Origin of the sequence: Marinobacter goseongensis (genome assembly GCF_023156235.1) — a bacterium.
Taxonomy (GTDB): domain Bacteria; phylum Pseudomonadota; class Gammaproteobacteria; order Pseudomonadales; family Oleiphilaceae; genus Marinobacter; species Marinobacter goseongensis.
The window spans coordinates 200,167-224,646 of record NZ_JAKZAI010000005.1; the positions used below are offsets into that span (position 1 = coordinate 200,167).

The 24,480-nt window shown below is 60.0% G+C and carries 19 protein-coding genes; 11 read left to right on the forward strand and 8 right to left on the reverse strand.

Annotated elements, in window-relative coordinates; translation table 11 throughout:
* The first annotated feature begins 153 nt into the window (after positions 1–153).
* Positions 154–984, forward strand: a complete 831-nt coding sequence (locus MLC70_RS06030; RefSeq protein ID WP_248182231.1) for an HDOD domain-containing protein — start codon at positions 154–156, stop codon at positions 982–984.
* A gap of 21 nt (positions 985–1,005) precedes the next feature.
* On the opposite strand, the gene MLC70_RS06035 is transcribed toward MLC70_RS06030, so the two are convergent.
* Positions 1,006–2,325, reverse strand: a complete 1,320-nt coding sequence (locus MLC70_RS06035) for a YihY/virulence factor BrkB family protein (protein ID WP_248182233.1) — start codon at positions 2,323–2,325, stop codon at positions 1,006–1,008.
* Between the two features lie 199 nt (positions 2,326–2,524).
* Here MLC70_RS06035 and MLC70_RS06040 point away from each other — a divergent pair, with 199 nt between their 5' ends.
* Complete coding sequence (locus MLC70_RS06040) at positions 2,525–3,784, forward strand: OmpP1/FadL family transporter (protein WP_248182234.1); 1,260 nt, start codon at positions 2,525–2,527, stop codon at positions 3,782–3,784.
* Between the two features lie 35 nt (positions 3,785–3,819).
* Here MLC70_RS06040 and MLC70_RS06045 read toward each other — a convergent pair whose 3' ends face one another.
* Entirely contained in the window at positions 3,820–4,752 is a 933-nt protein-coding gene (locus tag MLC70_RS06045; RefSeq protein ID WP_248182236.1) for a D-2-hydroxyacid dehydrogenase, read from the reverse strand.
* A 75-nt stretch (positions 4,753–4,827) separates the two neighbouring features.
* On the opposite strand from MLC70_RS06045, the gene tmpT reads away from it, so the two are divergent.
* The 4 genes from tmpT (at position 4,828) to MLC70_RS06065 (ending at position 10,654) form a co-directional block, all read left to right on the forward strand.
* The gene (tmpT, locus tag MLC70_RS06050; protein ID WP_248182237.1) at positions 4,828–5,481 is read left to right on the forward strand and encodes a thiopurine S-methyltransferase; all 654 of its coding nucleotides are present in this window, start codon (positions 4,828–4,830) and stop codon (positions 5,479–5,481) included.
* 365 nt (positions 5,482–5,846) lie between these two features.
* Entirely contained in the window at positions 5,847–7,769 is a 1,923-nt protein-coding gene (locus tag MLC70_RS06055; protein ID WP_248182238.1) for a PrkA family serine protein kinase, read from the forward strand.
* 33 nt (positions 7,770–7,802) lie between these two features.
* Positions 7,803–9,098, forward strand: a complete 1,296-nt coding sequence (locus MLC70_RS06060) for a YeaH/YhbH family protein (protein ID WP_248182239.1) — start codon at positions 7,803–7,805, stop codon at positions 9,096–9,098.
* On the forward strand, positions 9,095–10,654 hold the full coding sequence (locus MLC70_RS06065; protein ID WP_248182240.1) for a SpoVR family protein: 1,560 nt from the start codon (positions 9,095–9,097) through the stop codon (positions 10,652–10,654). The genes MLC70_RS06060 and MLC70_RS06065 overlap by 4 nt, the downstream gene beginning before the upstream one ends.
* A 3-nt stretch (positions 10,655–10,657) precedes the next feature.
* Here the strand turns inward: MLC70_RS06065 and MLC70_RS06070 are convergent, their stop codons facing one another.
* The 4 genes from MLC70_RS06070 to MLC70_RS06085 form a co-directional block, all read right to left on the reverse strand.
* Positions 10,658–12,754, reverse strand: a complete 2,097-nt coding sequence (locus MLC70_RS06070) for a TonB-dependent receptor family protein (RefSeq protein WP_248182243.1) — start codon at positions 12,752–12,754, stop codon at positions 10,658–10,660.
* A 129-nt stretch (positions 12,755–12,883) separates the two neighbouring features.
* A complete protein-coding gene (locus MLC70_RS06075) occupies positions 12,884–15,025 on the reverse strand; it encodes a TRAP transporter large permease subunit (RefSeq protein ID WP_248182245.1) in 2,142 nt (713 codons plus the stop codon).
* A 3-nt stretch (positions 15,026–15,028) separates the two neighbouring features.
* A complete protein-coding gene (locus tag MLC70_RS06080) occupies positions 15,029–16,168 on the reverse strand; it encodes a putative solute-binding protein (RefSeq protein ID WP_248182247.1) in 1,140 nt (379 codons plus the stop codon).
* 96 nt (positions 16,169–16,264) lie between these two features.
* Positions 16,265–17,164, reverse strand: coding sequence for a bile acid:sodium symporter family protein (locus MLC70_RS06085; RefSeq protein ID WP_248182249.1), 900 nt, complete (start codon positions 17,162–17,164; stop codon positions 16,265–16,267).
* Positions 17,165–17,435: 271 nt separating this feature from the next.
* On the opposite strand from MLC70_RS06085, the gene MLC70_RS06090 reads away from it, so the two are divergent.
* On the forward strand, positions 17,436–18,905 hold the full coding sequence (locus MLC70_RS06090) for a WS/DGAT/MGAT family O-acyltransferase (RefSeq protein WP_248182251.1): 1,470 nt from the start codon (positions 17,436–17,438) through the stop codon (positions 18,903–18,905).
* A gap of 30 nt (positions 18,906–18,935) precedes the next feature.
* Here MLC70_RS06090 and MLC70_RS06095 read toward each other — a convergent pair whose 3' ends face one another.
* Positions 18,936–19,628, reverse strand: coding sequence for a Crp/Fnr family transcriptional regulator (locus tag MLC70_RS06095; RefSeq protein ID WP_248182254.1), 693 nt, complete (start codon positions 19,626–19,628; stop codon positions 18,936–18,938).
* Positions 19,629–19,746: 118 nt separating this feature from the next.
* On the opposite strand from MLC70_RS06095, the gene MLC70_RS06100 reads away from it, so the two are divergent.
* The 3 genes from MLC70_RS06100 to MLC70_RS06110 are packed head-to-tail and all read left to right on the forward strand — an operon-like array spanning position 19,747 to position 22,527.
* Positions 19,747–20,517, forward strand: a complete 771-nt coding sequence (locus tag MLC70_RS06100) for a class II aldolase/adducin family protein (protein WP_248182255.1) — start codon at positions 19,747–19,749, stop codon at positions 20,515–20,517.
* A gap of 12 nt (positions 20,518–20,529) precedes the next feature.
* Positions 20,530–21,123 carry an HD domain-containing protein gene (locus tag MLC70_RS06105; RefSeq protein ID WP_248182257.1) on the forward strand — a complete coding sequence of 198 codons (594 nt, stop codon included), beginning with the start codon at positions 20,530–20,532 and terminating at the stop codon, positions 21,121–21,123.
* Positions 21,124–21,162: 39 nt separating this feature from the next.
* A complete protein-coding gene (locus tag MLC70_RS06110; protein WP_248182259.1) occupies positions 21,163–22,527 on the forward strand; it encodes a GntP family permease in 1,365 nt (454 codons plus the stop codon).
* 10 nt (positions 22,528–22,537) lie between these two features.
* Here MLC70_RS06110 and MLC70_RS06115 read toward each other — a convergent pair whose 3' ends face one another.
* Positions 22,538–23,167, reverse strand: coding sequence for a TetR family transcriptional regulator (locus MLC70_RS06115; RefSeq protein WP_248182261.1), 630 nt, complete (start codon positions 23,165–23,167; stop codon positions 22,538–22,540).
* Positions 23,168–23,357: 190 nt separating this feature from the next.
* Here MLC70_RS06115 and MLC70_RS06120 point away from each other — a divergent pair, with 190 nt between their 5' ends.
* The gene (locus tag MLC70_RS06120; RefSeq protein WP_248182262.1) at positions 23,358–24,461 is read left to right on the forward strand and encodes a ferredoxin reductase; all 1,104 of its coding nucleotides are present in this window, start codon (positions 23,358–23,360) and stop codon (positions 24,459–24,461) included.
* Positions 24,462–24,480 lie beyond the last annotated feature (19 nt).

Below are 24,480 nucleotides of genomic sequence, written 5' to 3' on the forward strand. Positions count from 1 at the left end.
GCCCCGCAAGCTGAGCCAAGGTTGTTCAACCCGGTCAATCGCAATTCCGCCACCTCCGAACAGGAAATCGCCCTCGTCCGGCGCCTTGAGGATCATCTCTTTTGCTGGTTGCTTGATTCACCACCCGCAGGGCTGAGGGCGGACGTCCCGCGCATGGCGACAACCCTTGACCAGCTCGGAGAGCGCCTGGCGACATCGTCCATTGACGAATTGCCCCGCCAACCCATGAGCTTGCCCATGCTGATGCGGGCACTGTCTGACGAATCGTCCGACCGCCAGCGCCTGGGGCACATTATCCTCAGCGACCCCGCGCTGACCGATCAGTTACTGCAAATCGCCAACAGCCCCTATTTCCGCTCGGGCGATCAGGCCATCGAGTCCGTCGACCAGGCCATTTTCTTGCTGGGCATTGATGGTATCCGGAATGTGATTTCAGCGGCGGTAATGCGGCCTATGATGGTGGCCCGCAACAGCCGCGAGGCGCTGTTTGCGCAACGGGTCTGGCGCTGGGGGCTGGCCTGCGCACGCTCGGCGGAACTGATCGCCAAGCTTCAGGGCCAGGACACCAACGCGTTCTTCATGGTCGGGCTGTTGCCGGCACTGTCCTATATCACCCTGCGCCGAGAGTTGCAGCGCATCTATCGCGGCCGCGCCGTAGGCGCAGAGCCAGAGCCGGTGGTCATTCGCCAGGCGCTGTCCCGCTATCAGTGGACCACCTCGCAGCTACTGGCCAACGAATGGAACCTGCCCCCGCAATACCATGCCTATCTGCTGGCGGCAGAGCGCCCCTCTCCGCGACAGGCCCACACACCACTGAACGATGGCATGATCATCGGCAGTCGGGAAGTGCTGCGCCACGCCCATCAACGCAACATGGCCGAGGATAACCTGAGAACGGTAATCCGCCTTGACGATGGCCAGTTCGACCAAGTACGCCAGGTTCTACTGCAGATGTTGGAAGGCAGCAACAGAGCCCGCCCCTGAGGCGAGGCAGGGCTCTGGCCGTCAAACTTTGCCGGGCGCCTCGTCCTGATTCAGCAGGTCGGCAAAGGTGGTGGGATGCTGGCCAGGGGAGGTGTTCTGCAGGCCTGCTGGCAATACCTTCGGCAACCGGTCAACCACCCGGTCTTCATCATGGCGGATGGCATCCAGCACACCGTCTACCGTGATCAGGTTCAACGCCCGCCCGGGAATGAGCTTGTCGCCGTTGCTGCCGGCCAGTGTGAGAAACCCGGCGCGGATCAGTTTGTCGCTGACGCCGCGGGTGACCTCGCCGGGTACCCGCAACTGCTGTTCCAGCCACTCCTGCTGCGGGGCGGATTTCCCCTCACTGAACGGTTTGGCCACCATCCACATCAATACTAATCCGACCTTTTCCTGCAACTCCGCTGACAACTGCACCTGGTGCCGCTTGGCGACAGATCCCGGATTCTGCAGATAGAACGACAGGCTGGCGCCCAGCAGCAGAATCATCCAGTTCAGGTAGATCCAGATCAGCAGGATGATGCCGATGGCGAAGCTGGAGTAGATCGCCTCGTATTTGGCCGACCCCGCCACGAAAGACGCAAACAGCATGCCCGCGGCCTGCCAGGACACGCCCGCCACCAGGCCACCGATAAAGGCGTAACGCAGTTTCACCCGGGTGTTGGGAATGAACACGTACACAAAAGTGAAGGCGCCGACGACCAGCATGAAGGGCGTGAATCGGGTCAGCACGATGATCAGCGACCCGAAAGGCTCTATGGCAATCAATGATTGCACGATGCTCGAGGAGAAAATTGTGGCGCTGACGCCGATGGCGGACACCATCAGCAGCGGTCCCACCATGATCACGCTCAGGTAGTTGCTGAACCGCTGGGCCATGGAGCGCATGTCCGGCACCCGCCAGATCATGTTGAACGAGCGCTCGATCTTCTGCACCAGCGACACCACCGTGTAGACCAGCAACGCCAGCCCGACAGACCCCAGCACCCCCACTTTCATGTTGTCCACAAAGCCCAGAATCTGCTCCGCGATCTGGATGCCTTGCGGCCCCATGGGCTCGAAAAACTGGTACAGGAACGGTTCCATACGCTGATGAACCCCCAGCGCCTTGAGTACCGAGAAACTCAGGGCCAGCAGCGGCACGATGCTGAGCAGGGTGGTGTACACCAGGCTCATGGAGTGCAGTGTCAGGTTGCCGCTGATCACATCCCGCGCCAGCGCGTACAGGCTGCGCCCGGTTTTGTAGAGCCAGGTCCAGGGCCAACGCTCGGGCGGATTCGGGTTTGCCAGAATCCATTTCTCGCCGGCGTTAAGCCGTTCTTTCAATTGGAAGGAAGCCACATAACATCCTGTTTAAAAAAGTTGTTGTAAGAGTATGGGCAGTCAGCCGCAGGATTCAACCACCAGAATGCTCCCAACAGAGTTGACTGCCCACGGCTTCGAAATATCAATATAGCATTGTCTTATTTCTACTTATGCCTGAATAACTGTATAAAGTCGGCCACTTCTTAAACCGAACCAGGCAGACAGGTACTTCATCATGCAGTTGAAGTTGGCTTTCACTACGCTGGCCTTTGCCAGTGTTGCTTCCGCGCCGGCACTGGCCACCAACGGCTATTTCAAACACGGCTATGGCACCATCAGCTCCGGCATGGCAGGCGCCGCTACGGCGTTTTCCCAGGACAGCATCGCGGCTGCCTCCAACCCTGCGGGCATGGCCTTTATCGGCAACCGGGTAGACGCAGGGGTCGAGCTGTTCTCGCCCCGCCGGAAGTTCACCGTTGAAGGGGGCAACGCGACGCCTCCGCCGGGCACCTTCTACCTTGCCCCGGGCACCCGCAAGAGCCGCAACAATCTGTTCGCCATCCCCCACTTCGGCGCGAACCGACAGCTCAACCGTGACCACAGCTTGGGCGTTTCAGTGTTTGCCAACGGCGGGCTGAACACCGAATACGGTAGCAGCAACGGCGGCGCTTTCGGCGCAGGTTCTGCGGGGGTCAACCTTGAGCAGCTGTTTATTGCGCCTACCTGGTCCTGGAAATTTACAGACAACCAAGCCATCGGCTTCTCCCCACTGATCGCCTATCAGCGCTTTGAGGCGAAAGGACTGTCCAGCTTCGGAGCGTTCTCCTCGAACCCGGATGCCCTCAGCAACCGCGGCACTGACGACGCTTGGGGTTACGGTTTCCAGATTGGCTGGCAAGGAGAGGTAACCGAAAATCTTCGCGCTGGGGTGAGCTGGCGTACCATCCTGGAGATGGAGGAGTTCGAGAAATACGAGGGGCTCTTTGCCGAACAGGGCGATTTCGACTTTCCCCAGATGTTCAGCGCAGGGTTTGCCTGGTCAGGCATTCAGGACCACTGGCTAGCCCTTGACCTGCAGCATATCCGCTACAGCGAAATCAACAGTGTGGGCAACCCGTTCCTGCCTAACGTGCAGACAGCCCGCCTGGGCGACGATGACGGTGCCGGCTTCGGCTGGGACGACATGACCATTGTGAAACTGGGATGGCAGTGGCAGCAGAACGCGTCACAAACCTGGCGAGCAGGCGTCAGTTACGGCGGCCAGCCGATCCCTGACGAAGAGGTTCTGTTCAATATTTTGGCCCCAGCTGTGCCGGAGTGGCACTTTACCGGCGGCTTTACCCACACCTTCAGTGACGATCTGGAAGTGTCAGGTATGGCTTTCTACGCACCGGGGAAGAGCCTGAAGGGCGACAACCCCCTCGGCCCTGGCCAGAGTATCGAGCTGCGAATGTACCAGATTGGCCTGTCCGCAAGCCTGGGTTATTTATTCTGATAACGCCGCGCGACGTTCCCCTGAATTGTGCTTACTCAGCAGGCGGCGAGGTTGCGCGCGGTAATGTCAACAATCCGCTGGCGCGCCTCCCGGCTGGCCCAGGCCGAATGGGGGGTGATGATCAGGTTGGGAATGTCCTGCGACAACAGCGGGTTGCCATTGCGGGGTGGTTCTTCGGTGAGCACGTCAAACCCCGCACCGCCGATGGTGCCCGCCCGTAATGCGTCTGCCAGCGCCTGTTCGTCCACCAGCCCGCCGCGTGAGGTGTTGATCAGCAGCGCGTCCCGCTTCATCAAGGTCAGCTCTTTGGCACCAATCAGGTTGCGGGTTTCGTCGGTCAGCAGGCAGTGCAGCGACAGCACGTCTACCTGCGGTAACAATTCCTCCAGAGGCACACGGGCATAGCCATCCAACTCGCCCGCCTCCTGCCCCGGACGAGCCCCCAGCAAAATGTTCATGCCGAACGCCCGGGCCCGCTCCGCGACCCCCTGCCCCAGATCGCCGTAGCCGATGATGCCCAGGGTGCGGCCCTCCAGTTCCATGATCGGGTGGTCCATCAGGCAAAACATGGAACTGCTGGCCCAGCGCCCTGCCCGCACGTCTTTGTCGTAATCCAGCAGCCGGGTGGCCAGGGCCAGCATCAACGCCAGGGTGTGCTGGGCCACGGTCGAGCGGCCATAGTGGGTCACGTTCATTACCCGGATGCCGTGCTCTCGCGCCGCCGCCTGATCAATGTTGTTGAGGCCGGTCGCCACCAGTGCAATGGTACTGAGCTCCGGGCAGGCCTGAAAATGTTCTCCCTTGAGCACCACCTTGTTGACGATGACCGTATCGAAGCCACGGACACGCTCAACCACCTGATCCGGCGCCGTTCTGTCGTGTAGCACCAGATCGCCGGTTACCTTTTCAAGGGGCGACAGATCCACGTCGCTGCCGAGCGTATCCGCATCAAGGAACACCGCTTTCATTCGTTTCTCCTTCACCAAGACCGTGACAGATTAGGGTAGACTGACACAAACCGCCAACAGAAGGATGGGCTGACGATGGAACACGAATTCTGGCACGAGCGCTGGGCAAAGAAGGAAATCGGCTTCCATGAGGGCACAATCAACCAGTACCTCCACGACCACTGGCCGGAACTGGCCGGCAATGGCAAGGAGGCGGTGCTGGTGCCGCTGTGTGGCAAGGCCCACGATATGTGGTGGCTACACGACCGCGGCCATCCCATCATCGGTGTGGAGCTCAGCGATATCGCCTGCAAGGATTTCTTCGAGGAAGCCGGCGAGAAAGCCATGGTTCGCCCCGGCGAGCCCTTCACCCGCTTCAAGCACGACGACCTGGAAATCTGGTGCGGCGATTTCTTCCAGCTGGTGCCCGATGACCTCAAACACATCCGGCTGGTCTACGACCGTGCTGCCCTCATCGCCCTACCACCTCACATGCGCAAGGGTTATGTCGATCACCTCACCGCGGTCATCCCCGACGGCACCCGCATTCTGCTGATTACCCTCGATTACGACACCGAGATCAAGGGGCCGCCGTTCAATGTCAGCGACTCGGAGGTTCATGAACTTTACTCTGGTGACTTCGAGATTGAGCACATTTTGACCAACACCCTTGCTAAAGATCACCCGTTTACCAAGCGGAAGGGGCTTTCTGGGGCTACCGAAAGTGTGTTCAGGCTATTGAAGAAGTAGCCTGGTTGTTGGGGGGATCGGCGGATATGGGGGTGGTCCTTTTTTCAAAACACCGCCTGTCTGAGTGCAGCGAGTTTAAGCGGAATTTTTAAAAAAGGACCACCCCCACGCTCCCTCCCCCTGATAGCAGCAACAGAATTTAATGAACCTTAACCGTAATACCACTGTCGAAGACCCCGAGCGTGAACTAAGCTCACAGTAACCAAACCGACATCAAGCGCTCAGCGTACATCGGTTAGAAGTATCCATTTCTTCCACCCATAACTAACTACACCGCCCAGGTTGGCGGAGCCAACAGCAACGGGGAAATTGCGTGAACTGAAAGCTGTCTATACCAAGACAAAAGAGCGAGCGAGGGGCCATCTATGAGTATACTGCAGCACTTCAAAGACCGGTATGAAGCAACTCAGGAGGAAGAATACTCCCTTGAGGAATACCTGGAGATCTGCAAACAGGACCCAACGGCATATGCCACTGCCGCGGAGAGGATGTTACTGGCTATCGGCGAGCCAGAGGTTGTTGATACTTCCCGTGACTCCCGGCTGTCACGCATTTTTTCCAACAAGGTGATCAAGCGTTACCCTGAATTCTCCGAATTCTACGGCATGGAAGACGCCGTGGAGAACATCGTTTCCTTCTATCGCCACGCCGCCCAGGGGCTCGAAGAGAAGAAACAGATTCTGTACTTGCTGGGCCCGGTCGGGGGCGGTAAGTCCTCCCTCGCTGAAAAGCTCAAGTTCCTGATTCAGAAAGTGCCTTTCTATGCCATCAAGGATTCCCCGGTGAACGAGTCGCCGTTGGGACTGTTTGATCCGGCTGAAGACGCGAAGATTCTGGAGGAAGAGTACGGCATTCCTGCCCGCTATCTGAAGTCCATCATGTCGCCCTGGGCGGTCAAGCGCCTGCATGAGTACGGCGGTGACATCAGCCAGTTCCGGGTGGTGAAGAAGTATCCGTCGGTGCTGGATCAGGTCGCGGTTTCCAAGACCGAACCCGGTGATGACAACAACCAGGATATTTCGGCGCTGGTGGGCAAGGTCAACATTCGCATGCTGGAGGACTATTCCCAGGATGACCCGGATGCGTACAGCTTCAGTGGCGGTCTGTGCAAGGCCAACCAGGGGCTGATGGAATTCGTGGAGATGTTCAAGGCCCCCATCAAGGTATTGCATCCGTTGCTGACCGCCACCCAGGAAGGCAACTACAACACCACCGAAGGCATGGGTTCGGTGCCGTTTGACGGCATTATTCTTGCCCACTCCAACGAGTCGGAATGGCAGACGTTCCGCAACAACAAGCACAACGAGGCATTTCTCGACCGGGTCTACATCGTCAAGGTGCCCTATTGTGTTCGGGTATCGGAAGAGATCGAGATCTACAAGAAACTGCTCAAGCACAGTTCCCTGTTCGGTGCGCCCTGCGCCCCGGATACCCTGGACATGCTCGCGCAGTTCTCGGTGCTGTCACGGATCAAGGAGCCGGAAAACTCCAGCGTGTTCTCCAAGATGCGGGTTTACGACGGCCGGAACATCAAGGATACCGATCCGAAGGCCAAGTCCATCCAGGAGTATCGCGATGCCGCGGGGGTCAACGAGGGCATGGACGGTTTGTCGACCCGCTTTGCCTTCAAGATTCTCTCCAAGGTATTCAACTTCGATACTGCGGAAGTAGCCGCCAACCCGGTGCACCTGCTGTATGTGATCGAGAAGCAGATTGAACAGGAGCAGTTCCCGCCGGAGACCCAGGAGCGCTACCTGCGCTTTATCAAAGAGTTCCTGGCACCTCACTACGTGCAGTTTATCGGCAAGGAAATCCAGACCGCTTACCTGGAGAGCTACAGCGAATATGGCCAGAACCTGTTCGACCGCTATGTGACCTATGCAGACTTCTGGATTCAGGATCAGGAATACCGGGATCCGGAAACCGGCGAGATTCTCGATCGCTCGGCGATCAACGACGAGCTGGAGAAGATCGAGAAGCCGGCCGGCATCAGCAATCCCAAGGATTTCCGCAACGAGGTAGTCAACTTCGTGCTGCGGGCGCGGGCGAACAATCAGGGCCGCAACCCGTCCTGGCTCAGCTATGAAAAGCTGCGCAGTGTGATCGAGAAGAAGATGTTCTCTAACACAGAGGACCTGTTGCCGGTGATTTCCTTCAACCCGAAGGCCAGCAACGAGGATCAGAAGAAACACAAGCAGTTCGTCGAGCGAATGGTCGATCGAGGCTACACGGAGAAACAGGTACGGCTTCTGGCCGAATGGTATCTGCGCGTCCGCAAGTCTCACTAAGTCAGTGATGGCTCACTGAACTGGAGTAGCACTATGGGTATGACCCACATAGTCGACCGCCGGCTGAACGGTAAAAACAAGAGCGCAGTAAACCGGGAACGGTTCCTGCGCAGGTACCGGCATCACATCAAGAAAGCGGTAGCCGACGCGGTGCAGCGCCGGTCCATCACCGACATCGAACGGGGCGAGAAGGTCAGCATTCCGTCCCGCGACATCGAGGAACCCATCTTTCACCATGGCCAGGGCGGCAAGCGGGAAATGGTGCACCCCGGCAACAAGGAATTCATCACCGGTGACACCCTGCCGAAACCACCCGGCGGTGGTGGCGAGGGGCAAGGCCAGGGCCAGGCCAGCCCCGACGGCGAAGGCATGGACGAATTCGCCTTCCAGATCACCCAGGAAGAATTCCTCGAGTTCCTGTTTGACGATCTGGAGCTGCCTAACCTTGCTCGCAAGAAACTCAAAGACACCGAGGCATTCAAGTACGTGCGCTCCGGTTTCTCCACCCAAGGGGTGCCGGCCAAACTGGATGTGGTGCGCTCGTTGCGGGGTGCCCACGCCCGACGGCTGGGCCTTGGTGGTGCCCGCAAGAAAAAGATCCGTGAGCTGGAAGCACAACTGGCGGCCCTGAAATCCGCCCCGGACGATCTCGACCCGGCGTTCAGCCACGAAGATCAGATCCAGGTACTGGAGGAGGAAATCACGCGGCTGAAGGCCAATGTGAAGCGCATTCCGTTCATCGACGAGATCGACCTGCGCTACCGTCAGCACCTGAAGCAGCCCAAGCCCGCCACCAGCGCGGTGATGTTCTGCCTGATGGACGTGTCCGGTTCGATGACCCAGATGCACAAGGACATCGCCAAACGCTTCTTCATCCTGCTGTATCTGTTCCTGAAGAAGAACTACAAGAAGATCGACGTGGTCTTCATCCGCCACCACACCAGCGCCAAGGAAGTGGACGAGGAGGAGTTCTTCTACTCCCGGGAAACCGGCGGCACCATTGTGTCCAGTGCACTGAAGCTGATGCACAAGATCATCGAATCCCGTTATTCCCCGGCGGAGTGGAACATCTACGCCGCCCAGGCGTCCGATGGCGATAACTGGAACGACGACTCACCGGTATGCGGCAAGCTGCTGGAGGACAACATCCTGCCGCTGGTGCAGTATTTTGCCTATGTGGAAATTACTCCTCAGGATCATCAGATGATGTGGTACGAGTATGAGAAAATCCACGAGCGATTCCCCCAGAGTTTCGCCTTGCAGCAAATTGCCGACCCCGGTGAGATCTACCCGGTATTCCGCCAGTTGTTCGAGAGGAAAGCCGCATGACTGACATCGTCGACCGTCCGAACGCACCGGACAGTGGTCAGCCCGCAACCAGAGAACCCATTTCCACCAGCTCGGAATGGACCTTCGAGCTGATCCAGCAATACGATGACGAAATTGCCAAGTGCGCCGCCGAGTTCGGTCTCGACACCTACCCTAACCAGATTGAAGTGATCAGTGCCGAACAGATGATGGACGCCTACAGCTCCGTCGGCATGCCGGTGGGCTATAACCACTGGTCGTTCGGCAAGCAGTTTCTCAGCACCTCCAAAGGCTATCAGCGCGGTCAGATGGGTCTGGCCTACGAGATTGTGATCAACTCCAACCCCTGTATCGCCTACCTGATGGAGGAAAACACCCTGCCCATGCAGGCGCTGGTGATTGCCCACGCCTCCTACGGCCACAATTCCTTTTTCAAGAACAACTACCTGTTCCGCACCTGGACTGACGCCAGCGCGATCATCGATTACCTGGTGTTTGCCCGCCATTACGTGGCGGAGTGCGAGGAGCGCCACGGGGTGGATGCGGTGGAGCAGATTCTCGACTCCTGCCACGCGCTGATGAACTATGGCGTGGATCGCTACAAGCGCCCGGCGCCGATCTCGGCATCGGAAGAACTGCGGCGGCAGAAAGAGCGGGAAGAATACCAGCAACGCCGGCTGAACGATCTGTGGCGGACGATTCCGAAAATGGGCGAGGACGACGATCCGATCCGGCGCAAGAAGCGTTTTCCGGAGGAGCCCCAGGAAAATCTGCTGTACTTCATCGAGAAGAATGCACCGCTGCTGGAGACCTGGCAACGGGAAATCATCCGCATCGTACGTAAGCTGGGCCAGTACTTTTACCCCCAGCGCCAGACCCAGGTGATGAACGAGGGCTGGGCCACGTTCTGGCATTACACCCTGATTCACCGCATGTACGAGAAAGGCCTGGTGAACGACGGTTTCATGCTCGAGTTCCTGCAGAGCCACACCGCCGTGGTCTACCAGCCGCCGTTCGACAGCCCCTGGTATTCCGGCATCAACCCCTACACCCTCGGTTTCTCCATTTTCACCGACCTGCGGCGGATCTGCGAAAACCCGACCGAGGAAGACCGCCACTGGTTCCCGGATATCGCCGGCACCGACTGGGTGGAATCCCTGCATTTCGCCATGAAGAACTTCAAGGATGAGAGCTTCATTCAGCAGTTTCTGTCGCCCAAAGTGATGCGGGATCTCAAGCTGTTCTCGATCCAGAACGACGATCAGGAAGACGTCTATCGCATCACCGCGATCCATGACGATCCCGGCTACCGGGTGCTGCGGGAGAAGCTGGCTCGCCAGTACAACCTCAGCTACCGAGAACCCAACATTCAGGTGTGGAACGTGGATGTGCGGGGCGACCGCTCACTGACCCTGCGGCACATACCGGTGGACCGGGTACCGCTGGGCCAGGAAACCGAGGAAGTGCTGCGCCACGCCCACCGGCTGTGGGGTTTCGACGTGCACCTGGAGAGTGTTGACGAGGGTACGGTGGTGGAAGAGTATCATTGCCCGCCCCAGGAGCTGGAGGAGGAGTAATCCTCAGAAGGTCCACTCCACACCGGCATAGAAGATACGCCCCGGGCCCGGCTCGAAATAGCCCCGTTCCTCCACCGGCCGGTCGGCGTTGGCGTTGATTCGTACGTTGGCAAAATAGTCTTCATCCAGCAGATTGCGAATGCCGGCGTACAGGTTCAGGTTCCGCTCCGCCAGCCGCACGCTGTCCCCGGCCCGCAGGCCCAGCAGCCAGTAATCACTGACCCGGGTCTGGTTGCTGTTTTCCGCGTACAGATCGCCCACATACTGCCACTCCAGCGCCGCAAAACCGTGGCCCTGCCCGCGCCACTCCAGTTCGGTGACCCAGTGTTCCCGTGGTAACCCGGGCAGGCGATTGCCGCTGGCGTCGTTACCCTGCTCATCGGTGAAATCGTCCAGTTCGTAATCCGCCAGGGTCAGTGCCGAGCTCAGCCGCCAGGCGTAGGAAATGTCCCAGGCCAGCCCAAACTCGACACCGTCGCGGCGGGTGCGCCCGGCATTTTCAAAGAAAGTGCGCCCGCCCTGCTCGAACGGCAGTATCTCGTCATCTACGCGGATAGAGAACAGCGCCAAGTCGTAACTCACGCCACCCCCCAACACGCCCCGCAGGCCCAGCTCCCGGTTGAGGGCTTGCTGGGGTTCGATATCGGGGTTGAAGCCGCCGCTGCCATCGGGATTGGCAAACTCGGTGAAGGTGGGCGATTCGAACGCGGTGCCGACGGTGCCGTAGATCTGGTGACGGGGCCCCAGCCGGTAACTGAGCCCGGCCACGCCACTGGCCTCGCGAAACGTGCGGCTGCCGGAATCGTCACCGTCCACCAGGCGGTGATCATCAATTGACAGCCGCAGGCGGTCAAACCGGGCGCCGAGAGACAGGCTCAGCTTGTTCGTCAGCGCGAGATCACCCTGGGCAAACAGGGCGGCGTTGGTCGCGTTCTGGGTTTCGTCCTGGGTCTGGCCGGTGACCTGCCCCTCGAACGACACTTGGTAGCGGCGGCGCTCGTCGCGTTGCCGGTGCACATCCGCCCCCACGAGCCAGGCCAGAGGCAAACCCGCCAGAGTGGACTCCTGCTGATAACTGGAACTGATGCCGTAGAACTGGCGATCGAAGGCCACCCGGCTGGCACCGGGGAACGGTAACTGCTGGGCAAAGTCACGGCGACTGAAAAAGGTGTTCACGGTAAGCTGCCCCGGCACGGCGACGGCTTCCTCATACTGCAGGCCCAGCGTCTGCTGATCGACGCGCTGACCGGCATCGAGCTGCCTGGCCAGGAAAGTCGCCTGATGCGGGTCCTCTTCGGCCTGCGCCCGGGTCAGTCCACCGGGATCCTCGGATTCGGGGTTGTGCAGGGCGTTTAGGGTTGCCGTCAGCCGCCGCCCGGGCACCAGCTCATGGCTGAGGCGACCATTGAACAGGCCTTTTTCGGCGGTGCTCTGTTCCCGGTGACCATTCACATTGAGCCACGACAGGGTGGCGATGGCAGCGGTGTCTCCAGCGCGGGCATTAGCCTGTACCGCCGCCTTGCGATAATCGTCGCTGCCGCCGTCAAGACGCAGGCGAGCCCCCGGGGGCAGCTCATCCCCGCGCGCAGTGGAGACATCCACCACGCCCCCGGCGGCATTGCCATACTGCACGGACGACGGTCCACGAATCACCTCGATGCGCTGGGCCGAGTCCAGATCCACCGCATCAATCTGGGATTGCCCATCCGGCAGGGTGTAGGGAATGCCATCCACCTGCAGCCGGATGCCGCGGATCCCGAAAGGCGCACGGGCGCCGAAACCACGGGTGGACAACCTCAGGTTCTGAGCAAAGTTATACCGGTTCTGGAAAAACAGCCCAGGCACGGTATTGAGCGACTCATCCAACTGCAGGCGCTGCTGCCCCCGGCGGATTTCGGGAGCGTTCACCACGCTGACCGCGGCGGGGGTATCGTACAGATCACGCACCAGTCGCGGCGACGTTACCTCCAGCACCATGTCACCGGCCTGGTCATCCTCTTGCGCGGCCTGCGCCGCCAGCTCGCCCAGCGGCAGCAGACCGGACACGCCAACCGCCATCACCACCACACGCCGCGCGAACCCGCAACCCCGTACGTTCACTCTAGCCCCCTGACGCCAGTTGCATCGTATCCTCCAGCCGAGGCACCAACAACAGCGTCAGACCATTGAGAAGAAAGTTCATACCCACACTCCGACTCGTTTACATCAACACCAGCCTGAGCATAGCCACTAACCCGGTGGCTGGATACCCAGCAACAGTTGGAAGGCCGTGTCCCACCAGGCCGGCAGATACGTGACCATGATCAGCGTGCTCCCCATCACCAGCACTGGGAGAATGAAGCGGAAATTACGTTGCCAGAACGTGCCGTACAGGCTTTCCGGCGAGGTGGGCACACCCACCACCTGGCGTGTCAGCAGATGGTTCAGCGCCACCGGCGGGGTCAGATACCCCATCTCGAACGCCAGCACGGTCATCACCCAGAAGTGCAGTGGATCAATGCCGTTATTCAGGGCAATGGGCGCCAGCGTGGCATTCACCAGCAACACCGCACCGTAGGGATCCATGATCATGCCGATGAACACCAGCAAACCCATCAGTAGCGTGAGCGTCAGCCACACCGACCCCAACTGTTCCGGGAATAACTCCAGCAGGCCCGAGCGTTCGATCAGACCACCCACGCTGACGGACAGCGCCATCAGCATCAGCAGGGCACCGATCAGGGCACTGGATTCACGGGTAGCGCGCAACACAGACGATGAGAATCCGGTCGGCAGCGGGCCGCGGACGTTCTGTGGCGGCTCGTCCGTGTCGGGATCCGATGACTTAAGCACCAGACGCTCGAACGCAAGCACCAGCAGCAGAATCAACGGCAGGATGGCCGGCGCCGAGAACTCGTCCAGACCGCGATCCAGCAGTAGGTTCCACAGCAGGATCACGCCGGCAAAAATGGCCACGTAAGGCACCAGCGGCAGCAGTGCGCGCAGCATGCCGGGCACCGCCTCCCGCAGCGGGGCAATGCGTCCTTTCGACGGCCCGCCGATCAGGAACACGTAAATCGCGTACACAGAAGCGGTCAGCAGCAATACCCTGGCGCCGGCACTGAACATTTCATCGGTGGTCACACTGTTGTTGAGGGTGGCAACGATAACCACCAGCAGGCAGGGGCGCAGCATGGTGCCCATAGAACCGGAAATGGCGGTGGTCGCCAGCGCGAGTTGCTCGGATGTGCCGGCGCGCCGCAGCTCCCGATACAGGGTCAGGCCCGCCGCCAGAATGAAAATACCGGACGCACCGCTGTAGGCCGTGGGCAAGGCGGTGAGCAGTAACACCACCACCCCGAGCCATTTCGGCGGCAGCTTCCAGGGCCGCAGAACATCAAACACCTTGCGGGGAAGATGGGTGCGCGCCAGCAACATACCCACCCACACATACAGGCCCAGATTGAGGAACAGCGCCGACAACTCCGCCATCATGGTGAGGTACACGGCAATGCCGTGGTAGAAGCCATGAAACGCAAACTGGATGGAGGCGGACACGCACATGAAACTGTAAAGCGGCACACTCAGCATAGCCCGGGACCAGCTTCCACCAACAGGCAGGTCGTTGCGTTGCTGAAACAGTTGCCACAGAGAGATCAGGGTGAGCGTACCGAAACCTGCCACCCAGATATCGTGCATGAACAGATGCGCCAGAGGCATACCAGCATCCGCCTGAGCCAGTTCCTGCTGACGGTAGAGCCAGGTAGACGCGGTCAGCAAGCCGTTGGCCACCAGCTGCGATACCGTGGCGACGCGGTCATCGAGACGGCTTTCCACCGGTCGCAGGGCAATGTGCTGGCGCCCGAGGGTGGCGGCCGCGGCGCAGAACAACAGCATCAACCCCAGCAGCACCCGGCGGTTTCCGGTCACCAGCAGCACAGCCTGTGACAGCCCGGTCTCCATCAGGGCGAAAGCCTGAACCCCGGGACTGTTGATTGACTGCAGGCGCTCCCACCTGGCGAGGCGGTTCTCACAGGCGCGCGATGTCGCCATAACCGAGGCACGAATCTGCTCCCGGTCGATCTTTTCTCCGAACACATCGGCAAAAGGGTCAGCGGATTTTTCCGCTTTTTTAGCCGCGACGGCCAGGTCTACAGCCGCCTCTTCGTCGCGCACGATCTGGCAGTCCGGCGCGCTGATCTGATCGATCACCCGCAGGTTGAAGTAGTCCGGCCAGGTGTCACCGCCGATTTCCAGCAACCGCGAATGCAGGGTTTCACCCACCGACGCCAGCAGCGTCAGGACCAGAATGACCAGCATTGGCGCACTGGCCAGAGTAAGTGACCGGGTGCGGCTGCCCGCCGCAGGGTACGTCCGGGAGTCGGTGGTCATGGCTTACTCCACCGGGTTACTGCATTCCTCCCGGCTGCCGTCCGTGCGGCACCGGATCTTGCGCTGCAGGGTCAGCATGTCCCCGCTGTAATAGCCTTGCTCGCGCAACTCCAGCCGCGCCTGCTGCATCAGCGTGTCGTATTCGCGGCGATCCTCAGCAGGAATTTCGATCCACCACTTGTCCGGCACCTTGTCCTCTTCCATGCGGATGCGGCTGATGATTTCATCGAAACCCTGGTAGAAAGCCTCCCGCACGAACTGCGCCAGTTCATTGGGAATAACCTCTTCGCGACCGATCAGTTGCATGGTGATGTGGGTCAGCGGCAGGTCGATAATGCCGCCATCCGGCTCCAGCCCCTTATGCAGTTCCAGCACCTCATAGGCCGCCAGCGGTGCCGCCAGCACGTCGACCACACCGGTGTTGAACATGTTGGGGGCGTTGACGATGTCGGCCACCACTGGCGTTGCACCGACGCCGGAAATCATTTCCGCCTGGGTAGGATCGTAATCCAGCACCACCACGCGCTTGCCGGACGCCTTCGCCAGGGTGTTGATGCTGCGGTCATTAACAAACACATGGGCGGCGCCCGCCGGTGCAATGCCCATTACCACGTAACCGTTGCTGACCATGCGATCCGCGCTACGGGGATCCGCCATCAGCTGCAGGCCGAGGCGCATCTGTTCGCGCTCGGGGAAGCCGCCAATGGAATCCAGCGTCCCGGTGTACTGATTGAACAACCGTGCCCGCAGCCCGCTCATCAGGGCGGCATCACAGGTGCCGGATTTGAGCTCCTCCACCATCACCGATTCGCTGGTGTAGGGCACCATTTCCACATTGATGCCGTACTGAAGGATTTTACGACGCTGATCCTGAGCCGCACCATAAATGGGCCCGGAGCGGCCAAAGATATCCCAGACGCATACCCGGTAGATCCGGTCTGGCTCGGGCTCCAGCCCGGTCAGTTCCTGCATGGCCTCGACCCGCTCTTCGAGGGGCAGACTCTGGTCGTAGATGGTCGCCCGCAGATCCTCACTGGCCCAGGTCAGGACCGAGAAGCAAGACAATACAGCGGTGGTAACCAGAAAGAGGCACTGGGTGACCCAGTGGCGTAATGGCGATGTTTGAAAGACAGAAGGCATCATTATTGTTATCCCGAACTGAATATCTGAGCGCTCAGGGTAACAGCGATGCAGCAATGCCCCTCTGTCTCTGGTGGCAGAGGGGCACTGGCAGATTTGTCAATCGGCGGGACGGGAAACGGGTGCCTGCACGTTAGATTTGGGGATGATCCTGCGGCCGTACATCGCCAGCAGGAACCCGATCGGGAACATCAACACACCGTAGACCGCGGCAGGAATCGACATGGCACTGGATTCCAGCAAGGTGAGTGTGACCATCAGCGCAATGGTGCTGTTTTTCACGCCCAGCTCTACCGCAACCGCCAACGACTCGCGCTGGGTCAGCCCCGCGACGCGCCCGGCCAACAGGCCCAGCGCAATACCGGCAATGTTCAGCAACAGGGTTGCGGGACCGGCCTGCTTGAGCAGATCCCAGATCTGGTCTCGCACGCCAACAATCAGCCCGACAATCAGAACCGCCAGCACCACGCCGCCAAAAATGCTGACCACGCCTTCTGCTTTTCTCGCCAGTGCGGGCTTGCGGGTGCGGAAAAGCATGCCAATGGCCACCGGGAACAGCACGATGCCAACCAGCATGCCCACCGTTTTACCCACCGGCAGCACGATGGTTTCCTGGGTGCCCATGTAGAGGTCCAGCGCCATGTTGATGAACAGCGGCAAGGTCAGGATGGTAATCAGACTGGCGGTGACGGTCAGCACGATCGACAGCGCAATGTTGCCCCGGGAGAGCAATACAAACAGATTAGAGGTGGTTCCGCCGGGGCAGGCAGCGATAATCACCAGCCCCACCGCAATCGCCGGCGGTACGGCCAACAGCGTGGCCAGTGCGAAGGCAATCGTCGGCATTACAAGAATCTGCGCCACGGTGCCCACAATCAGGCCTTTCGGGTAGACCGCCACCTGGCGAAAATCCCGAACGGTCAGGGTCATACCGATGCCGATCATGATGATGAACAGGGCGATCGGTAACCCGGCAGAAATCAGTGGACTTGACTCCACGGTGCCTCCACATTGTTGTTTTAATGAAGTTAGTCGGCCAGCGAAGTTAGCACAAGGCAACGATGCCTGGTGACAGGGATTTGGCAACAAGATGTAACACAGCCGCCAGCCGTGCGTGCAGGCCAGCGCCGCAACGACAATAAAGCCGAACCTTTACAGCCGATGAGCGTGTGTTTAACGGTTGTAGTTGCGTATACTTACGCTCCTCATCTAATAAAAATACAAACAGAATCAAGTCGAACGGACTCAAGGACAAGCAAGAGGACACTGAATGAAACGCCTGGGCACACTGGATGCATCCTGGTTGGCGGTGGAATCGGAAGACACTCCGATGCACGTGGGCAACCTGCAAATTTTTTCACTCCCTGACAACGCACCCGAGACTTTCCTCCGGGACATGCTTGCACGCATGAAAGAGGACGGTGAACTCGCGCCCCCGTGGTGCTATAAACTGGGGTATTCCGGCTTTCTCGGACGCCTGGTGGCGCCCATGTGGAAGACCGACAAACACCTGGACCTGGACTACCACGTTCGCCACTCAGCCTTGCCCCGCCCGGGCAGCGAGCGGGAGCTGGGCATTCTGGTGTCGCGATTACATTCCAACCCGCTGGATTTCTCCCGCCCGCTCTGGGAGTGCCACATCATTGAGGGGCTGGAGAACAACCGGTTTGCGCTCTACACCAAGATGCACCATTCGATGATCGACGGCATCAGTGGCGTGCGGCTGATGCAGCGGGTGCTGAGCACAGATCCCGCTGAAACCAACATGCTGCCGCCCTGGTCGGTGCGTCCGGAGCGCAAGCGCGGCAGCAAGACCGCCGGGGAGGGCAGCATTCCGGCGGCTTTTTCACAGGCCATGGACGCACTGAAGCTGCAGGCGGACCTGACACCACGGCTGTGGGGCGCGATGTCGCGGCTGGTCCAGTCAGCGCGCCACCCCGAAGACGGCCTCACCACGCCGTTTGCCGGGCCGGTGTCGCTGCTGAATCACCGGGTCACCGGCCAGCGCCGCTTCGCCACCCAGCATTATCAGCTGGAAAACCTCAAGGCCTTGGCCCACGCTGCCCAGGGTTCGCTGAACGATATCGTGCTGTACCTGTGCGGCACCGCCCTGCGCCGCTTCCTGATCGAGCAGGACCACATTCCGGACACGCCTTTGACCGCTGGGATTCCGGTCAACATCCGCCCCGCGGATGATCAGGGCACCGGCACCCAGATCAGCTTCATGATCGCGTCGCTGGCTACGGATCAGGCCGACCCGCTGACCCGGCTGGCCCACATCAAGCAGTCAACCCGCCGCGCCAAGGAGCACCTGCAAAAGCTGCCCCGCAAGGCGCTGACCCAGTACACCATGCTGCTGATGTCACCGTACATCCTGCAGCTGATGTCCGGCATGGGCGGGCGCATGCGGCCGGTGTTCAACGTGACCATTTCCAACGTGCCGGGCCCGGAGCAGACGCTGTATTACGAAGGCGCAAAACTGGAAGCCATGTACCCGGTGTCGCTGATTGCCCACGGCGGTGCACTCAACATCACCTGCCTGAGTTACGCGGGCTCACTGAATTTCGGTTTCACCGGCTGTCGCGATACCCTGCCGAGCATGCAGAAACTGGCGGTGTACACCGGTGAGGCGCTGGAGGAACTGGCGGGGCTGATTCTGCCCCCAGCGGCGAAGCCCGCTGCCAAGCCGGCGGCGCAACCCCGGAAAGCCGCGCGCAAGAAAGCCACACCCAAGACCTGAGACGACGCCGGCCCCAGCAGCGGGCCGGGGCTAGTCAACGGTCTCCATATGACGCTGCAGGGCGGCCGGATCGGTCAGTTTGATCCGGCCATAACCCAGTTGCAGCAAACCCCGCCGTTCGAAATCCTTGATCCATTTATGCACACCCTGGCGGGTCATGCCCATCATGTTGGCGATGTGCTCGCGGGTGATCCAGATGGTCACCGGCTCCGAGCCTGCCTCTCCATTGCCCTGAATTTCGGCCAGAAACAACAGGCGACGGCCAATCCTCGCGGCAATGCCCCGCAGCGCATCGTCCTCAATAATCGACATCGCCGCCCACAAACGGCGGCTGACCATATCGAGGATCACCGGGTAGCACTGGGGGTGCCTTGCCATCAGATGACGAAAGGTGTCGCCGGGCATTTCAATCAGGGTGGCCGCCTCGTGAGCGGTTGCCCCGTAGACCCGTCGCATTCCCGGGGAAAACACCGAGTCTCCGAACCAGGTGCCGGCACTGAACATGATCAGCGTGGCCTCCCGCCCGGCTGGATTGACCGAACTGATCCGCACCACACCGGAGGCAATCACGTTGAGGGTGGAGGTGGCCGAACCCTTGCTGTATATCAGCTCGTCAGCCTCGAACCGGCGGATGCGGGCAATCGCAGCAAGCTCATCCAACGCCGGTTGGGGAAAGCCGGAGAACAGCGGGCAGTCGGCAAGCACAGTCTGAATATCGGTCATACCCCGAATTGTAAACCAATTGACAGTGTTCGCCGATCACTCTTCCCTACACTCGGTGGTAGATCAGGGCTTCGACCACAACAAACGCCAACAAGAAATCCGATTAGAGAGGCACGCCATGTCAGCACAGCTTTCAATTCCGTCAAAAAAAGCGTCCGTCAGCGAGGAAGAGTGGCAGTTGCGGGTGGATCTTGCCGCCGCCTACCGCCTGGTTGCCCTCTATGGCTGGGACGACCTGGTGTTTACCCACATTTCCGCGCGGATTCCGGGCGATGAGCATCACTTCCTGATCAACCCCTACGGCATGATGTTCGAAGAGATCACCGCCTCCAGCCTGGTGCGCGTGGATCAGGACGCCAACAAGATCAACCCTGATGACTTCGACATCAACCCCGCCGGCTTCACCATCCACAGTGCCATTCACGCCGTGCGGGACGACGCCGCCTGCGTGATGCACCTGCATACCACCGACGGCATTGCCGTGTCGGCCCAGCAGGACGGCCTGATGCCGCTGTCACAACAGAGCCTGTTTGCGCTGGCCAGCCTGTCGTACCACGACTACGAAGGCGTAGCTCTGCGGGAGGACGAGAAAGCACGGCTGCAGAAAGACCTGGGTAATACCAACTACATGATTCTGCGCAATCACGGCCTGCTGACCACCGGCAGCAGCATTGCCGACGCCTTTCTCGCCATGTACATCCTGCAGACATCCTGCGAAATCCAGGTCCGTGCCCTGTCGGGCAACCGCCCGCTGACACCAATTCCAACGGGCATTGTCGACACCATCAAACAACAGGCCGATCAGGTCACCAAGGGTCTCGGCGGCAAGCTGGCGTGGCCGGGGCTTCTGCGCAAACTGGACCGTATCGACCCCGGCTTCCGGCACTGAGAGGAGATCCCCATGAACCATCAAGCCGAAAAACAGGCCACGTTTACCCACATGAAAGACGGCAAACCCGAGGATTGGCAAATCATCGCCTCGTCCTTCGGCGAATTCGCCAGAGGACTGCCCGAACGCATTCTGGCACACCTGAAGTTGCTGGAAGGCGATTTCGGCGGCTTTCCCGTTGACCGCCTGAGCCACTGCCTGCAAACCGCCACGCTGGCCCATCGCGATGGCAAGGACGACGAGTACGTGGTGTGTGCCCTGCTGCACGACATTGGCGATACCCTGGGTTCCTACAATCACGCCGATGTGGCCGCCGTGCTGCTGGAGCCGTTCGTCAGTGAGGCCAATCACTGGATGGTGAAACACCACGCCATTTTCCAGGGCTATTTCTTCTTCCATTATCTGGGCATGGACCGGGATATGCGGGAGCAGTACCGCGACCATCCGCATTTCCAGCAGACCCTCGAGTTCGTTCACAAGTACGACTCGCCGGCGTTTGACCCGGACGCAGACAGCCTGCCGTTGTCCTACTTCGAGCCTATGGTCCGTCGGGTGTTCGCGCAACCGGTACGCTCGCTGTACAAGGACGCCGAAGGGGTCATGTAACCCCCGGACTTCCAAACAACAACAAACGGATTGATCCTCATGCTTGCCAACCTGGGCCTTCTGGCCGGTCTCGTCCTGTTAATTATCATGGCGCTGCGGGGCGTCAATATCCTGATTGCGGCGCTGGTCTCCAGCCTGCTGGTGGCGGTCACCAATGGCCTGGGCATTTCACCGACCCTGCTGGAGCATTTCCCGTTCGGGCCGCTGGGCGCGTTCAGCTTTGCCGGCAAGTTTTTCGTGCTGTTCCTGGCCGGGGCGGTGTTCGGCAAGATGATGGCCTCCAGCGGGGCCGCAGGCTCCATTGCCAGCGCCATTACCCGCGGGCTGGGTGCCAAACACACCATCCTGATCACCATGCTGGTGTGCGCGTTGCTCACCTACGGCGGCGTGGTGGTGTTTGTGGTGGTTTTCACCATGTACCCACTCGGTGTTGCACTGATGCGCGAGGCCAACCTGCCCAAGCGTCTGTTTTGCGGGGCCATAGCGCTTGGCGCCGGCACGTTCACGATGACCGCCTTGCCGGGCACCCCGTCCATTCATAACGTCATTGCGGCATCTGCCCTGGGCACAGACCTGTTCGCAGGCGCCCTGATCGGCCTCACCGCAGCGGTGGTAATGTTTGTGGCAGGCATGGTCTATCTGGAACGCCAGTGGACCAAGGCCCGGGCGATGGGTGAAGGCTATGCGGTGAATGCCCAGGACGAGTACATGGAAAGCATGGCCCCGGCTCTGAAACACGGGCCCAGGTGGCAGCTGAGCATTCTGCCGCTGGCGCTGGTACTGGGCACGATCATTCTACCGCGGCTGCTGATCGCCCTGGGACTGGCCGACAGTGATACCGCCGTGATCGGCTTTGCCAACGGCGAGCCGATCATCTGGCCCAGCATTGCACTGGTGATCGGTGCCGCAAGCTGCGTACTGCTGTTCCCGGATTTTCGCCAGAAAGCCATGGAAAGCATGGGCGCCGGCGCCAACGATGCCATCATGCCCCTGCTCAACACCGCGGCGGTGATCGGTTTCGGCAGCGTGGTCACTCAGACCGATGGTTTCAGTGCGTTCGCTCAGTGGGTACTGGATCTTCCGCTGCCACCGCTGCTGTCGGTGTTTGCGTCGGTCAGTGTGGTGTCAGCCATTGTGGGCTCCGGCTCTGGTGGGTTACAGATCTTCATGCAGACCTTCGCAGAAAACTACCTTGCCATGGGGGTCGCACCGGAGGAGCTCCACCGTATCGCAACGCTGGGCTCTGGCGGCATTGATTCCCTGCCACATTGCGGTGCCGTGATCGCGATGCTGACGATCATGGGCCTGAAGCATAAAGAGGCGTACAAGGACATTTTCGTGGTTACCGTCGCCATACCCGTACTGGCAACACTGATCGCCATCGGCGTGGCTTCGCTGGTCTGAGGCAGCGGGTTCAGGCGCCCTCACTCTTCCAGTGGGCGGCGCCTACAAAGATCAGCTGCAGAAAGCGGGTGGTGCGTTTACGGATCTGATCGATCTGGTAGTCGTCATCCGGTGACACCCCCAGCAGGTCGGTCAGGCTGAACGCCACGCTGCGGACCACCAGGTCACAGGTCATTTCCAGATCGCCGTCACTCAGATGCTCAGCCAGCCGCAGCCGCCGCAGATCGTTGGCCAGCTCACTGGCAAAGAACCGCATTTCGCTGCGAATGCCTTCCTGCACGGCCCGGCTTTCTCCGGCCAGGCCCTGGGCCATAAAAAAGAAGAAACTGCGGTTGGCCTGTACATGGTTAATAAAAATGCCCACCGATTCTTCCATCAGTTTGTCGGCCTGCAGTACGTTGTTGCGGGCCTCCCGCATCATGCGCCTGAGCACCAGCCCGAGTTCGTCCACCAGCTGTAACCCCAGGTCGTCCATATTTCGGAAGTGACGATAGAAGGACGTGGGCACCACACCCGCCTGGCGAGTCACCTCGCGAATGCCGAGACTGGCAAAATGACGGCCCTTGCCCACCAGCGTTAATGCCGCAGCCATCAGTTTTTCCCGCGTTTCTCCCGGCTTGCGCCGCTGCTTTTCTGCCATGCCTTCACCGTACTGCAGGTTTCAGTTATATCCGGTACACAAGTGTACACATTCCGGAAACATAAAGTACATCACGCTTGTCATTTTGCGCCAACAGCGAGAGCACTGATTGCTCGCCAACACCTCCGTGTGTACAGTCGTACACATAAGTGAACAACTGTACACAACGGTACAGATGGAGAGAGCCAATATGTTATCCAGAATTGAAAGATCATCCGCACTACAGTGGCTGGGCAAGCAGCTTTTTAACCGGGAAGACCCGGCTGCCTTTTTCGACCCGCTGCTCGAGCGCATCAACCCCATGTGGGTACAACAGTACACTCCTGCCCGTGTGGAGCGCATTGTTGACGAGACTGCAGACACCAAAACCTTCGTACTCAAGCCGGCAAAACGCTGGGCCGGGTTCGAAGCCGGTCAGCATGTGAACATCTGTGTTGATATTGACGGAGTACGCCGTAACCGAACGTTCAGTCTGTCCAGTGCCCCGGCGCAATGGCAGGACAACGGCATCGTGACTCTGACCATCAAACGCCTGCCCGGCGGACGGGTCACCAACTGGATGCACGACAACCTCGAAGCAGGTGACACCCTCGGCCTGGGCGAGGCCTTTGGCGAGTTCCTGGTGCCGGAGATCAGTGAACCCTTGTTGTACATCGCCGGCGGCAGCGGTATCACACCCGTGCTGAGCCAGCTGGAAACACTGGCAGCCGCCGATTACCAGGCACCAGTCACGTTGCTGTACTTCGTGCGCACGCAGGCCGACATCATCGGCGCCGAAAAGCTCTACAGCCTGCGGCAGAACTGGCCCGCCCTCACTCTGAACGTGCTGGCGACCAATGAGAGCGAACAACCGCGTTTCCTGCGTGAAAGCGATCTGGAAGAGGTGTCGGAGATCACGGCGCGGCGCTGCTACCTCTGCGGCCCCAAGGGCCTGATGGATCTGGCCGGCGATCTGCTGGACCGCCAGGGTATTGCCCAGGACCGCAGACACAGCACCTTCTTTGCCGCGGCCAAGGCCGCGCTGGACACCGACAGCCTCGGCGGCGCCGTCCACTTCAGCCGCAGTGATCTGAACGTTTCGTCGGAAGGCGATGCCGTACTGCTGGACATCGCCGAGGCAGCAAAACTGTCACCCCGTTACGGGTGTCGCATGGGCATCTGCCATCAATGCAGCTGCAAGAAAACCAGCGGCACCGTTGTAAATCGTTTAACCGGAAAAAGCTCCGGGCCCGGAGAGGAAAACATTCAATTGTGTATATCCGTCCCCCAAGGCCCCGTCACCGTCGAGCTTTAACTGAATAGAACAGGAGCAC